The organism is Brenneria populi (assembly GCF_036016195.1).
GTDB classification, from domain to species: Bacteria; Pseudomonadota; Gammaproteobacteria; order Enterobacterales; family Enterobacteriaceae; genus Brenneria; species Brenneria populi.
On record NZ_JAYWTM010000001.1, the window covers coordinates 480953 to 495213 of the forward strand.

The 14261-nt window shown below is 57.4% G+C and carries 12 protein-coding genes; 7 read left to right on the forward strand and 5 right to left on the reverse strand.

All coding sequences use genetic code 11. The annotated features are described in order from the left end of the window. The first annotated feature begins 111 nt into the window (after positions 1–111). Positions 112–1569: an MFS transporter gene (locus VSX58_RS02190; protein WP_327616609.1), complete on the forward strand. Its 1458-nt coding sequence runs from the start codon at positions 112–114 to the stop codon at positions 1567–1569. 261 nt (positions 1570–1830) lie between these two features. Here VSX58_RS02190 and tpx read toward each other — a convergent pair whose 3' ends face one another. Together tpx and mpaA are read right to left on the reverse strand one after the other, a co-directional pair. After that, positions 1831–2334, reverse strand: coding sequence for a thiol peroxidase (gene tpx, locus VSX58_RS02195; RefSeq protein WP_327615267.1), 504 nt, complete (start codon positions 2332–2334; stop codon positions 1831–1833). Positions 2335–2371: 37 nt separating this feature from the next. Then, the gene (gene mpaA, locus VSX58_RS02200) at positions 2372–3121 is read right to left on the reverse strand and encodes a murein tripeptide amidase MpaA (protein WP_327616610.1); all 750 of its coding nucleotides are present in this window, start codon (positions 3119–3121) and stop codon (positions 2372–2374) included. A 224-nt stretch (positions 3122–3345) separates the two neighbouring features. Between mpaA and VSX58_RS02205 the strand changes: the two genes are divergently transcribed. Next, the gene (locus VSX58_RS02205; RefSeq protein WP_327616611.1) at positions 3346–4962 is read left to right on the forward strand and encodes a peptide ABC transporter substrate-binding protein; all 1617 of its coding nucleotides are present in this window, start codon (positions 3346–3348) and stop codon (positions 4960–4962) included. Positions 4963–5074: 112 nt separating this feature from the next. Further along, positions 5075–6058, forward strand: coding sequence for a zinc transporter ZntB (gene zntB, locus VSX58_RS02210; protein ID WP_327615270.1), 984 nt, complete (start codon positions 5075–5077; stop codon positions 6056–6058). A 325-nt stretch (positions 6059–6383) separates the two neighbouring features. On the opposite strand, the gene ttcA is transcribed toward zntB, so the two are convergent. Together ttcA and VSX58_RS02220 are read right to left on the reverse strand one after the other, a co-directional pair. After that, positions 6384–7319 (reverse strand): tRNA 2-thiocytidine(32) synthetase TtcA, encoded by a 936-nt coding sequence (gene ttcA, locus VSX58_RS02215; RefSeq protein WP_327616612.1) that lies wholly within the window; start codon positions 7317–7319, stop codon positions 6384–6386. A 140-nt stretch (positions 7320–7459) separates the two neighbouring features. Then, positions 7460–8293: a helix-turn-helix transcriptional regulator gene (locus VSX58_RS02220; protein WP_327616613.1), complete on the reverse strand. Its 834-nt coding sequence runs from the start codon at positions 8291–8293 to the stop codon at positions 7460–7462. 103 nt (positions 8294–8396) lie between these two features. Between VSX58_RS02220 and VSX58_RS02225 the strand changes: the two genes are divergently transcribed. Together VSX58_RS02225 and VSX58_RS02230 are read left to right on the forward strand one after the other, a co-directional pair. Beyond that, a complete protein-coding gene (locus VSX58_RS02225; RefSeq protein WP_327616614.1) occupies positions 8397–9455 on the forward strand; it encodes an MFS transporter in 1059 nt (352 codons plus the stop codon). Positions 9456–9674: 219 nt separating this feature from the next. Further along, entirely contained in the window at positions 9675–9962 is a 288-nt protein-coding gene (locus VSX58_RS02230; RefSeq protein ID WP_327616615.1) for a putative hemolysin, read from the forward strand. Between the two features lie 44 nt (positions 9963–10006). Here VSX58_RS02230 and VSX58_RS02235 read toward each other — a convergent pair whose 3' ends face one another. After that, positions 10007–10999, reverse strand: a complete 993-nt coding sequence (locus VSX58_RS02235; protein WP_327616616.1) for a 2-hydroxyacid dehydrogenase — start codon at positions 10997–10999, stop codon at positions 10007–10009. Positions 11000–11358: 359 nt separating this feature from the next. Between VSX58_RS02235 and VSX58_RS02240 the strand changes: the two genes are divergently transcribed. Both VSX58_RS02240 and VSX58_RS02245 read left to right on the forward strand, forming a co-directional pair. Next, positions 11359–13947 carry a YdbH family protein gene (locus tag VSX58_RS02240; protein ID WP_327616617.1) on the forward strand — a complete coding sequence of 863 codons (2589 nt, stop codon included), beginning with the start codon at positions 11359–11361 and terminating at the stop codon, positions 13945–13947. A gap of 15 nt (positions 13948–13962) precedes the next feature. Continuing rightward, positions 13963–14163, forward strand: coding sequence for a YnbE family lipoprotein (locus VSX58_RS02245; protein WP_327617042.1), 201 nt, complete (start codon positions 13963–13965; stop codon positions 14161–14163). Positions 14164–14261 lie beyond the last annotated feature (98 nt).

The window sequence follows — 14261 nt, forward strand, 5'->3', positions numbered from 1 at the left end:
ATAAACAAGAACTGGTACCCGTTTAATTTACCTGTGATGCTAGCGCTCAACGGTGATGAGCACAATGGTTATGCGCACACTCGGGTCATAAAAACAAATGGGTACGAGAGAATGAAACAGGTTTCACTTGCACAAGGTCTAAGCCGCATCGGCCTGGTTGTGTTACTGACCGGGCAGTTGCTGCCGATGATTGATTTTTCCATCGTCAACGTGGCGCTGGAATCCATGGCGCGGACGCTGTCGGCCAGCCCGGCGGAGCTGGAATTGGTGGTTTCGGTCTATGGGGTGGCGTTTGCCGTATCGCTGGCGATGGGGGGACGCCTAGGCGATAACCTGGGACGCCGTCAGGTATTTATGTGCGGTATCGTGGTGTTCGCCGTGGCTTCGCTGCTGTGCGGGATTGCGCAAAGCGTGTGGTTGCTGCTGCTGGCGAGAACGTTGCAGGGGATCGGCGCGGCGCTGATCGTACCGCAAATACTGGCGACCATTCATGTGAGCCTGCGCGGGCGGAAACATGCCCGCACGCTGGGGATCTACAGCGCCATCGGCGGACTGGCGTTTATTATCGGTCAGGTGCTGGGCGGCGTGCTGCTGAAGCTGGATATCGGCGGCTATGGCTGGCGCAGCGTTTTTCTGGTGAATTTGCCGTTCTGCCTGCTGATATTGCTCTGCTCTCCGCTGTGGGTGCCGGATACCCGGGGAGAAAAACGCGTGCCCCTCGATCTCTCCGGCACGGTTTTGCTGGCGCTGGCGATCGCCTGTCTGTTATTCCCGCTGGCGTTAGGCCCGCTCTGGCGCTGGCCGTGGCCCTGCATCGCCGCACTGCTGGCGAGTATCGTGCTGTTTCCTCTGCTCTGGCGAGTGGAGCAGAGGCAGGAACAACGCGGCCAGGCGCCGCTGCTGCCGCCGACGCTGCTGCGCTTGCCCAGCGTCCGCTTTGGGCTGGGGATCGCGGTGCTGTTTTTTTCCTGCTGGAGCGGCTTTATGTTCACCGTCGCTTACGTATTGCAGTCGGGCGCCGGTTTCTCGCCGTTGCAGTCCGGCAATAGCTTTATCGGGCTTGGGGCGGCCTATTTTATCTCGTCGTTACTGAGCGGCCGGGTAACGGAGCGGGTGGGGAAAATACGCACGCTGATTATCGGCTGTGTTATTCAGATGATCGGTCTGCTGATGCTGATGGCGACGTTAGCGGCGACGTGGCCGGCGCTGACGATTTTCGGCCTGCTTCCCGCGACGATACTGGTGGGATTCGGCCAGGCGTTTATCGTCAGCAGTTTTTATCGTATCGGCCTGTCCGACGTGCCGCTGGCGCACGCTGGCTCCGGCAGCGCGCTGCTGTCCACGGTGCAGCAGGCTGCGCTGGGCATCGGGCCGATCATGCTGGGTACGGTGCTGGTGCAGATGCTGCATACCGCCGGCGGCGATTATGCGTCGGCGCTGATTGCCGCGCTGGGCGTGGAGTGGGGCGTTATGCTGGTTCTGGTGGCCGGCGCCTGCTGGGTGCTGCGCCGGGAACGGCGCATGGAACAGCGTTGCGCCGTCGTTTCTTTACATACTCAGGGCGATTGACGCGCCGCTATCGCCCCTGGCCGCACGCGATAAAAAACGTCGCCGGGGGCGGGACGCGCGCCATAAAAAAATCCGACAGCGCTGGCGCCGCCGGATTTTTACAGGCCGTAAATAGGCCGATTTAGGCAAACTAATGCTGTTCACTTAAGCCCATTTTTAGGGGAAACACAGGGGGAGGTTCCCGTAGGGACGCCTCACCCCTGTGGTCGCCCCGTGTATTTCGATACTTAAACGATCGGCATTAGATTTAGGCAAACGGGGTTATTTCAACGCCGCCAGGGCGCTATCATAATCCGGTTCGGTGGTGATTTCGTTCACCAGTTCGCTGTATACGACAGTGTCGTTCTCATCAAGGATCACCACGGCGCGCGCCGTCAGCCCTTTCAGCGCGCCGTCGGCAATGGCGACGCCGTAATTCTCTTTGAACTCGGCGCCGCGCAGCGTGGAAAGCACCACGACGTTGTTCAACCCTTCCGCTCCGCAAAAACGGGCCTGCGCAAACGGCAGATCGGCGGAGATGCACAGCACGACGGCGTTATCCAATTCCGAAGCCAACTGGTTGAATTTACGCACAGACGTGGCGCAAACGCCGGTATCGATGCTCGGGAAAATATTCAGAATTTTACGTTTACCAGCATAGCTGCTGAGAGAGACGTCCGACAGGTCCTTGGCAACCAACGTGAAGGCTTTGGCCTTATCGCCTTTTGCCGGGAAAGTGCCTGCCAGCGGCACGGGATTGCCTTGGAAATGTACGTTCTGTGACATGTATGCGTCCTCTAATTACAGGTGATTAACATGTTGCTCAGTTTAAGGCAACGTTGGCAACATTGGTATTAAAATTATGACATAACAATGCGCTCATTGCGTTTAGGTAGCATTCGCTGGCGGCGTCTGCCGATATCGGCGGCAGTTCCACGGTAACGCACGGCAGCCTGCGCTCGGCGCACCAGCTGCCGAAAGAGCCGGGGGTGTCGTAGCCGACGTCCGGCACCAGCGGTAAAGCGAATTGTTGCGCCAGCCACTGCCCCAAAGGGGAAAGGTGCGGATCGTCGATGCAGGCGAGAGGCTCATGAAAAGAGACAACCCAGGCGGGGTTAAGTTTCTCAATCAGGCCGCAGATCGCTTTTGTTTCAGGCTCCGAAGCCGGCATCTTCCCGGTGGAGAGCGTAACATCCCGTTCTGCGGCGTCGCTGTTCCAGCGGTATACCGTATTGCCCGGCCGCCAGTTGGCGGCGGGAAAATTTCGATTGAGATCGACGCCGTTTGCATTCGAGCGTAACCCTAACTGGCAGCCGTCGGGGTTAACCGCCAGCACCACATGATGTTGGCGTTGGCCGGGCATCAGGGTTCGCAACGCGCACGATAGCGTAATGACGGATGCCGTCTCTTCGCCGTGGGTTCCCGCGATCACCAGCCCGCTGTCGCGCTGCGGCAATTCGGCCGGGAAATAGAGCAAGGGCGCGCCCAGCAGCGACTTTCCGTAAGGCTCGCCCAGCGAGGGCAGGTTGCCGCGTAACTGGCGCGCGCGCCGGGCGATAGTGTTGTTGTCCATATGTCCGCCTATCGATATCTTCAACCTTATTTTCATCATAACGGCTGATGCTGAAAATAGCATCTATGATGCGAATGGCGCCAAATGCGGCGGTAGGGGCGCTTGCGCCGGCCGCTATATCCAAAAGAGTTCGATTTGTAGGAAAGCCAACGCACCTGCGGCTTGAAGTATGAAGGGGATATTATATTATTCAGTAAACTCATCATTCTCCGAGATAATTTATTATGCGATACGCGCATTCTGCATTATGTTCCGCCCTGCTCGCGGCGGCGGCGGCAAACGTCGGCGCCGCGCAGGTTCCGCCCGGGACCCCGCTGTCCGAAAAACAGGAAATTGTTCGTCATATCAAGGATGAGCCCGCATCGCTGGATCCGATAAAGGCGGTGGGTCTGCCGGAGGCGCAGGTGGCGCGCGATCTGTTTGAGGGTCTGGTCAATCAGGATGAGCATGGCAATATTGTGCCGGGCGTCGCGCAGCATTGGCAGGCCAGCGATAACCGCACCTTTATTTTTACCTTACGCGAGAATGCGCGCTGGTCTAACGGCGATCCGGTTACGGCGAAGGATTTTGTTTACAGCTGGCGCCGTTTGGTCGCGCCGGAGAATTCGTCGACTTTCGCCTGGTTTGCCCGTCTGGCGGGAATCATGAACGCCGATCAAATCATCGATGGCAAACTGCCCGCCGAACGTCTGGGCGTGACGGCGGTTGACGACCATACGCTAAAGGTGCAGCTCAGCAGGTCGGTGCCTTATTTCGTCAGCCTGACGGCGAATTTCAGCCTGTTCCCGGTTCACCAGGCGACGGTGGAAAAGTACGGCAGCGACTGGACCAAGCCCGGCAATCTGGTGGGTAACGGCGCATTCAAATTACGCGAGAGGGTGGTAAACGAAAAGCTGGTGCTGGCGCCGAACGACTATTATTGGGATCACGTCAACACCCAATTAACCAAGGTCACTTTCGTGCCGATTAATCAGGAGTCGAACGCGACCAAACGCTATTTGTCCGGCGATATCGATATCACCGAATCGTTCCCCAAAAATCAGTACCGCAAGTTGTTGAAAGATCTGCCCGGGCAGGTCTACACCCCGGAACAGCTGGGAACCTACTACTATGCTTTTAATACCCAGCGCGCGCCGATGAACGATGTGCGCGTAAGGAAAGCGCTCTCTTACGCCATCGATCGCAAAATCATCGCGGAAAAGGTGTTGGGGACCGGCGAGAAACCCGCTTACCACTTTACGCCGGATGTCACCGCCGGCTTTAAGCCGACCGAGAGCCTGCTGCAGCAATATTCCCAGGCGGAGCTGGATGCCCAGGCCAAAGCCCTGATGTCCGCCGCCGGCTACGGCCCCGGCAGGCCGCTGAAGCTGTCGCTGCTGTATAACTCATCGGAAAGCCACCAGAAGATCGCCGTCGCGGTGGCGTCAATGTGGAAGACGAAGCTGGGCGTCGAGGTAAAATTATCCAACCAGGAGTGGCAGACCTATATTGATAGCCGTAACAGCGGTAATTTTGACGTGGTGCGGGCCTCCTGGGTGGGGGACTATAACGAGGCGTCCACTTTCCTGTCGCTATTAACCTCGCGGCATAGCGGCAATCTGGCGCGCTTTAAGAATGCCGATTACGATCGGTTGCTGGACGAAGCGAGCAACCAGACCCATGCTCAGGCGTTGAATGATGATTACAACAAGGCGGAGCAAATTCTGATGGAGGAAGCGCCCATTGCGCCTATTTATCAATATACCAATGGACGGTTGATTAAGCCCTGGGTTAAAGGCTATCCCATCACCAATCCTGAAGACGTGGCGTACAGCCATATGCTTTATATCATTAAACATTAATTAAAACGCCGCGACCGGCTTCTCAGCTTCTCTTCGTGAGGAAGCCGGCACGATCGTTGCCGTGAATCAAGTTTGCAACGAAGAGGTAAAAGGATTATCACCGGAGGCGAATGTGGAACCCTTTGAAGGAAAAGAACTGCAACATACCGGTGCCGTTTATGCGTATCAGTTGAATGGCAAAGGCGGGATCGTACCGATAGGCCACGACGACGTCGTAACCAGCGCGACACCTTGCTGGGTACACCTCGACTCCACCAAGCCGGATAGCGCCAACTGGCTGACTGAAACCAGCCTGGTGCCGGACAGCGTGCGCGATGCGCTGTTGGGGGAAAGCGTTCGGCCTCGGGTTACCCGCCTGGGCGAGGGCACGATGATTACGCTGCGCAGCATTAATCGCAACGAAAACGCGCGGCCGGATCAGTTGGTCGCCCTGCGGATTTTTATTACGGATACGCTGATCATCTCTACCCGCAGACGCAAACTCTCGGCCATTGATGAAGTGCTGGAGGATCTGCAGGAGGGCCATGGCCCAACCGACAGCGGAAGCTGGCTGGTTTCCATTGCGGAGGCGCTGACCGACCACGCCAGCGATTTTATCGACGATCTGCATGAAAATATTATCGTGCTTGAAGAGGATCTGCTGGAACAGAAAACCCCTCAGCAAGGCGAGCTGGCGCTGATCCGCAAACAGCTAATCGTATTACGGCGCTATATGACGCCGCAGCGCGATGTATTTTCCCGCCTGTCGGTGGAAAAATTCCCCTGGATGCAGGATGACGACCGCCGCAGAATGCAGGAAATCTCCGACAGACTGGGGCGCGGATTGGAAGATCTGGATGCCAGCATCGCCCGCACCACGGTGTTGGCGGATGAAATCACCACGCTGATGACCGACGCCATGAACCGGCGCACCTATACGATGTCGCTGATGGCGATGATTTTTTTACCCACGACTTTTTTGACCGGGTTATTTGGCGTCAATTTGGGCGGGATGCCAGGCAACAGCTCTCCGTACGGATTCGGCATTTTTTGCCTGATGTTGGTAGTTTTAGTCGCCGGCGTTGCCTGGTGGTTAAAACGCAGTAAATGGCTATGAAAATAGGGCAAGCGTTATTGCGTAACGCATCACAGATGTCCTGCGTGCGTTGAAAAAAAACCGTCTACCTTGAGCAATATCAACATTTTTCGCGCTGGTGTACGGCACTATCACCCCCGCAGGTGAATGCAACGTCAAGCGATGGGCGTTGCGCTCCATATTGTCTTACTTCCTTTTTTGAATTACTGCATAGCACAATTGATTCACACCATGCCGACGATTCGTCGGCATTTTTTTTATAGCTAGCCACCTATCCGCGCGCTTCTCGAGCCGTCGCCAGCGAGGTTAAAAAACGCTTCCGGCGTTTATTTAACCGACCGCCGTTTTATTTTATTTCCAATACGTCGAGCCGCGCCGCGGACGGCGCCGCCTCATCGTCGTTCGGCCGCCAGCCCGCGGGCCGCAGAGGGATCTCTTCGCGGTCGAAGGCCAGATCGCCGCCATCAATGACTTCATCGCCGTGGCGAATGCTTTTGAAATCAAACAGCGCATTATCGGCGAGGTGGGAGGGCACCACGTTTTGCATCGCGCTGAACATGGTTTCGATACGGCCGGGATAACGTTTATCCCAGTCGCGCAGCATCTCTTTGATCACCTGACGCTGTAGATTGGGCTGAGAACCGCAAAGATTGCAGGGGATAATCGGATACCGGCGCGCTTCGGCGAAACGCTCGATGTCTTTTTCACGACAGTAGGCCAGAGGGCGGATAACCACGTGCTGGCCATCGTCGCTCATCAGCTTGGGCGGCATACCTTTCAGTTTTCCGCCGTAAAACATGTTTAGAAACAGCGTTTGCAGCATATCGTCGCGGTGGTGGCCGAGGGCGATTTTGCTGGCGCCCAACTCGCTCGCCGTCCGATACAAAATGCCGCGGCGCAGGCGCGAACAGAGCGAACAGGTGGTTTTGCCCTCAGGAATTTTCTCTTTCACAATGCCGTAGGTATTCTCTTCGACGATCCGGTATTCGATCCCGATGCTATCAAGGTATTGCGGCAACACATGTTCAGGAAAGCCGGGCTGTTTCTGGTCAAGATTGACGGCAACCAACGAAAAGTTAACCGGGGCGCTTTGTTGCAGATTACGCAGAATCTCCAGCATGGTGAAGCTGTCCTTACCGCCGGACAGGCAAACCATAATGCGATCGCCTTCTTCAATCATATTGAAGTCGGCGATAGCCTCACCCACGTTACGGCGCAGACGCTTTTGAAGTTTGTTCAAATTGTACTGCTCTTTTTTATTAACTTGCTGTTTCTCTTCCATTTTTACATGTGCTCGTTTGGGCCGGGGCGTCACAGGGGCAAATAGTTACCGTGCAGGTTGTTAACCGGCATGCATAAGTATGGCGTGTATGGTACGGATTACGCCGCCGAATGCCAGAGAGTTTTATTTCCTCGCCGGCGTCATGACGGCCGGCCGCGCTTCAGCCAGGCATCAAAACGCGGCTCGGGCGTTTTTTCCGTGGCGTAATAAACCAGCCGCAGGTGACGCTCTTCGTCGAGAGTGAGCGTTGTGTGCTCAAATATAATCTCGCCGAGATCTTCAATCATCAAGGCGCGCGTTCCTGAACATGACCCCTGAACACTCTGCCGGTGCCAGTGGTTATGAAAGTCAGGGGAGATCTTTTCCAGTTGGTTAACCAAGTCGTGAATATCATGCGCCGCCGGCGCGCGGGCGAAATCGCGTTTGAAACTGGCTAAGATAAGCGGCGCCTGCCGCTCCCAGGGGGAAAACAGCCGCTGAGTCTCTGGATTACCGTATAGCATCCACAACAGATTACGCCGCCCTGCGGGTTGCGATGAAAAATGGAAAATGCGGTCGGCGGCGTGATTCCATGTCAGCACATCCCAGCGCAGATTGAGGACATAGACCACGCGGTGAGGTAAATCAGCAATCAAACGCCGCACCAGCGGGGGAACCACACAAACCGTTTTGCCATTTTCCGCCGGCGGGCGTTGATGGGCAAGCAGGTACAAATGGCGACGCTCTGCGGCGTCCAGTTTGAAAATAGTCGCCAGTCGATCTAAAAATTGGCCGGAAACGCCAATATCACGGCCCTGTTCCAGCCATGTGTACCATGTCAATCCGACCCCCGCCAATGTCGCGACCTCTTCCCGCCGCAATCCCGGCGTTCGGCGGCGAGAGCCCGTCGGCAGCCCGACATCTAGTGGAGAGATGCGTTCTCTGTGTTTACGCAGGAATTCCGCCAAATCGGAACGAACACGCGGCGCCGCCATTATATTACCTTTAGTAACAGCATAAATGCTTAAATTGTAACCCCATAAAACTTCGAAGAATATAGCGTATCCGTTGTGGGCGCATCTATATTGGGAGGTAATTATGCGGCAAAAAAATAGTCGGACGCTGGTCTGCTTAATTTCGATGGGGGCGTTCGCCCTGGGGATGGCGTCGTACGTTACCGCCGGACTGGTTCCGTTGATTGAAGAGAGTTTTTCTATTCCCGCGGCCATGGCCGCACAATTGGTCACCGCCTTTACTCTGGCTTATGGGGTAGGTTCGCCGTTGGTCGTCGCCGTTCTCCCCGCCGGCCGGCAGCGCGAGGGATTACTGTGGGCGTTGGCACTATTTGTGCTCGCGAATGCGGCGAGCGCACTGGCGGACAATATGACGGCATTACTGATTTTTCGCGCGCTGGCCGGTATTGGCGCCGGCGTCTATCTGGCTACCGCTATTTCCGTCGCCGCCGCGCTTTCAGGGGCTAACGCGCGCGGTAAATCGATTGCGGTTTTGATGGGCGGAATGGCCAGCGGAGCGGTGCTGGGCGTACCGCTAAGTTTGGTCGTGGCAGACCTGGCCGGATGGCCATCCGCGCTGTGGCTGATTGCCGGATTGGGATTGATAGCGTTTATCGGGATTTGGGTGAAACTCCCGCCGGTTTTACCTGCGGCGACGGCGGTATCCATGCGCCGGAAACTGTCGATTTTGCGCGATCGCAACGTGTCGGCGATTTTATTGGTGTCGTTCCTGGCGGCGATTGCCAGCCTGGGAATGTATACCTTTATGGCGCCGTTCATGATGATCACTCTTCATGTGCATTCGATCGTGCCGTGGCTTTGGCTCTGGGGCGTCGGCGGTATTCTGGGGAGCGTGCTTGTCGGCTCGATAGCCAACCGAATCAGCGGACCGGCGCTGACGTTAGGCATCATGAGCATATTAACGCTTTCGCTGCTGGCGATGCCGATTATGGCGCGCTGGAATATTTGGCTGGTGACCATTCCCGTGATGCTCTGGGGCGCGGTTGGATGGGCGTTGCAGGTGCCGCAAAATCATCAGCTGATTCTCGCTAGAGAACATACCGGAGATGGTAATCTGGCCGTGGCGCTGAATGAGTCCGCGCTTTATCTCGGCAGCGCGGCGGGCGCCTCGCCGGCGGGTTGATATTGTCCTTTAATCTGGACGTCTTCCTGCTGCCGATTATCGCGGCAGGGGTCGCGTTTATCGGCATGCTTATTCAGGTGGGGATTGGAAAAAAATCCGCCCCCTCTCCGCTTTATTGATCTTTTACCCTATTGGCGCATTTATCGGTGTGACGGCGAAATGAGGTGTGGTAAATAGAGTGGTGCAAAATCTGATAATAAAATCATTCGGAGCCAGAGCATGAAATTGCATCAATGGTTATTCGCTGGCGCTGTCCTGGCGCTGTCCGGCTGCAGCAGCAATAGCGAAGAAACCAACGCCGTAGCCCAGCGTAACGCTTCATTTAACAGCGACGCCGCCGTGCGGCTGAAAAGCGATTCGCCTGCCGATGCGAGCTGTTCATTAATAGGGGGAACGATGGCGCTATCCAGACAGCTGAACGGCGCCAGCGTGGGAACCTGCCAGCTGGCTAACGGCAAGCGTTGCGATGAACGTTCATTGATAAATGGAACCTGTCCCGCGGGATGATCCCTGCGCGGCGTCGGGCCGTCGCAGGGGATAGTCGGGCCGCCTTACGGGTTCAACAGGTTAGGGCACGCCTCATCCTGGCTTACCTGACGCAGGTTTTGCAATGTCGTCTGCGAAATACTGGTCAGCGCCTCCTCCGTCAGGAACGCCTGATGCCCGGTAAACAGGACGTTATGACAGGCGGACAGACGGCGGAAGACGTCATCCTGAATAACGTCGTTGGATTTATCCGCAAAGAACAGGTCGCGTTCGTTCTCATAAACGTCCATGCCCAGCGCGCCGATTTTCTGCTGCTTCAGCGCGTCGATGGCCGCCTGCGAGTCGATTAATCCGCCCCGGCTGGTATTGACGATCATCACGCCGTTTTTCATCTGCGCGAAAGCGCTCTGATTCAACAGATGGTGGTTTTCCGGCGTCAGCGGGCAGTGGAGCGAAATCACATCCGAGCGGGCATACAGTGTTTTCAGATCGACGTATTCCGCGCCTAGCTCCAGAGCCTGGGGGTTCGGATAGGGGTCGAACGCCAGCAGACGCATGCCGAAGCCTTTGAGGATCCGCATGGTGGCGATGCCGATTTTCCCGGTGCCGATGATGCCCGCGGTGCGGTTATGCATATTAAAACCGATCAACCCCTCCAGAGAGAAATTGGCGTCGCGGGTACGCTGGTAGGCGCGGTGGATGCGGCGGTTCAGACACATCATCATGCCGACGGCATGTTCGGCGATGGCTTCCGGCGAATAGGCCGGCACCCGGACCACCTTTATGCCCAGCTCCTTGGCGGCGTCAAGATCGACGTTGTTAAACCCGGCGCAACGCAGCGCCACTATTTTTATCCCCAGTTCCGCCAGTTTGGTTAATACCTCGCGGCCGCCGTCATCATTAACGAAAATACACACGGCCTGGCAGCCCGCCGCGGTCGTCGTGGTCCGCGTCGTCAACATAAAATCAAAAAATTCAATTTGATAGCCAAACTGCTGGTTAACCTGCTCCAGGTACTTACGATCGTATTGTTTAGTACTGTAAACTGCCAATTTCATAGCGTGTTTCTCCGCAAAATCCTTTTGTTAAACTATCAGAAAATAATGAACAGACAAACCGTTGCTTGGATAACTGTCACTCCACGAGAGTGATATGGCGTTAATAAAATTCGCCAGAGTCGCGAATCGCGGTCTACGCTATGAAAGGGACAGGGAGTAACTCTCTAATATCTACAGAATAAAGCAGAAAATCCCCCCTTTGGGCGGGTAGCGCCGATCGTTTAAGTATCGAAATGCACAGGGCGGCCACCGGGGTGAGGCTCCCTACGGGAACCTCACCGTGTTTCCCCTGAGAACCGACTTAAGCGAACGCATTACCTTTTTATGGGAGCCTGCGACAGGATGCTCGATATTTCTTAATGACTAAAAAATATTCGCTGGCCGGTTTTGCGCTATTGCTATTGATCCTGCTGCTGGCGGCGGCCTGGCGCGGCATGCCGCAGTGGCTCCCCCGTTTGCTGGGCGTTTGGCTGCCGCCGGAGATGTCGGTGACGCTGGATTCCTCCCCCGTTTGGCATGACGGCGGGCTGAGAAGCGATGGCTACAGCCTGAACGTCGGCGACTGCCGGCTGGCCGACGTACGCAATGTCACATTGCATCGGCAGGCCGGCCGCTGGCGCGTCGGCATAGACGCGGTGACGCTGGATAGCGGCTGTCTGTCGCGGCTCTCCACGGCGGAGGAGGCTGCGCCGTCGCGCCTGTCGCAATGGCAGCGGCGATTGCCGGCGGCGGATATTGCGATCGACGCCTTCACGCTGCTGCCCTGGCGGGAGTACGCGGGTCGGGTGCGCTTCAGCGCCGATGGCGCCGGGCGCCAGACGCTGAGCTATCAGGGCCGGCGTCTGGCTTTTCAGGCGGAGCTGAATCAGCGGCGCCTTATTGTGCGCGACGGCCTGCTGGCAACGCCCGACGCCCGACTGGAGGTCGGCGGCGAGCTAACGCTGGCCGATTCGCTGTCTCTGCCGCCCGAACAGGGCGCCTTAACCGGGCGTTTGGCTACCGGCCAAACGCCGGAGCCGGTCACGCTATCGCTGGACTGGCGCGGATCGCAGGGCGCGCTGGCGTTGCGCGCCGCTGGCGACGATGAACCTTTGGCGTCATTGCCGTGGCGGCTGACGTCGGAAACAATACGTATCGATAACGGCGTTTGGCGCTGGCCTTACGCCGCGCAGCCGTTGTCCGGCCGGGTATCCGTTGTATTACAGCACTGGCGCCGGGGATGGGAGCAAACCCGCATCGAGGCGCGCATGAATATGCTGACGCAAGGGCATAACGGCAAAGCCAATGCGGTGCTGACGCTGGGGCCGGGCAATCTGGGGTTAATCAACAGCCAACTGCGTTTTCAGTTGACCGGACAGGCCAATCTCTCCGACATGTCGCTGACCGCCTCGCTGCCGGGCATGATCAGGGGGTCGGTATTAAACCCCGAGCTGTCTCTTTTGCCGGGGGCGTTACTGCGCGCCTGGGGAACGCTGGCGCCGCAGCTCCGGCTTGAGGAGGCGCGCTGGCCGTTGGCCGGCGTACGGATCGGTTCGAACGGCGTTAATGGGCGGCTACAGGCGATAGTCAAAGCGCGTGACGCATATTGGGGGCGGTTCAATCTGCATCTGGACGGGCTGGCGCAGGATTTCTGGCCGGATCGGGGGCAATGGCGCTGGCGTTACTGGGGACGCGGGCGACTGCCGCCGTTAAAGGCCAAATGGGATGTCGCCGGCCGGGGCCGCTGGCAGGACTCGCTTATTGAGGTCGAGCAGCTTTCCAGCGGGCTGGATCGGCTGAGTTATGGGCTGGTGACGGCGCACCGGCCCCGGCTGACTCTCGCGCAACCGCTGCGCTGGCAGCGTAGTCAGCCGGACGCGTCTTTTCAAGGCGCGCTCCAGCTGGCGACGGCGCGGGTGGATTTCAGTAACGGCGGCTATCTTCCGCCGTCGCGGGTAACGCTGAAGCTGGCCGGACGTACGCCCGACGATTTTCTTATCCAGGGGCAGCTGCGGGCGCAGGATATCGGCCCGGTTACGCTGCGCGGCCGTTGGGACGGCGAACGCCTGCGCGGCGGCGCATGGTGGCCGCAGCAGCCGCTTACGGTGTTTCAACCGCTGCTTTCTCCCCGGCTGAAAATGAATATCCGCAGCGGAGAGTTTTACGCGCAGTCCGCTTTTTCCGCGGCGCGCGGGGAAGGGTTCCGCGCCGGTGGGCACTGGGTGGTGAAAAACGGCGGCGTATGGCTGCAGGATGGCGAAGTGCGCGGGGTGAATTTTATTCTTCCCTATCGCCTGCAGGATCGGCATTGGCAGTTAGGCGTGAAGCGGCCGGTCACGCTGCGGATCGACACGCTGGATAACCTGTTTCGCATGACGGATATCCGCGTCGATCTGCAAGGATACTATCCCTACAGCGAAAAACGGCCGCTGACGTTGTCGCAGGCGGGGATGAACATCTTAGGCGGTCATATCGCGCTCTCCGCCTTACGCTGGCCGCAACGTGATGACGCCCTACTGACGGTGCGGAGCGTGGAGCTCAGCGAACTGCTGACGGCATTGAAGCAAAAACAGATCGCCATGTCCGGCAAGGTAAGCGGCGTGCTGCCGCTTAATTTCAACCATCCGAGCATGCTGGTGCGCAAGGGGCGGATCGTCAACGATAGCTATCTGACGCTGCGGCTGGATCGGCAGTTGGCCGATGAGTTGGAGCGTAAAAACAGGGCCGGCGGCGCCGCCATCGGCTGGCTGCGCTATCTGGAGATCGGCCGTTCCTATGCCGCCGTTGAACTGAACAATCAGGGCGAACTGCTGCTGACTTCGCAGGTCCAGGGGAAGAACCCGACGCTGAGCGCGGAGCGGCAGGTGGTGCTGAATTACCGCCATCAGGAGAATATTTTCCAGCTATGGCGCAGCTTGCGTTTCGGCGCTAATTTGCAGGATACGCTGGAGCAGCAGGCGAATGAATAAATTCAGGATGGGATGATGAAAACTCTGTATACATTGCCGGGAGCGCTCGGCGTACTGCTACTGGCAGGGTGCGTGCCGCGGATAGAAGTGGCGGCTCCTAAAGAGCCGATAACCATCAATATGAACGTTAAAATCGAGCATGAAATTTATATCAAAGCCGATAAAGAGGCCGCTCAGTTGCTGGAGAAACCGGCAAGCGCTCCCGACAGGAAATAAAAATGGGGGATGAAATGGCCTCCGCATCCGCATAAAAATAGGGTCAAACGCGCGGGGATAACGTAGGCGGAGGCGGTTTGCTAAATAGCCTCACGCGG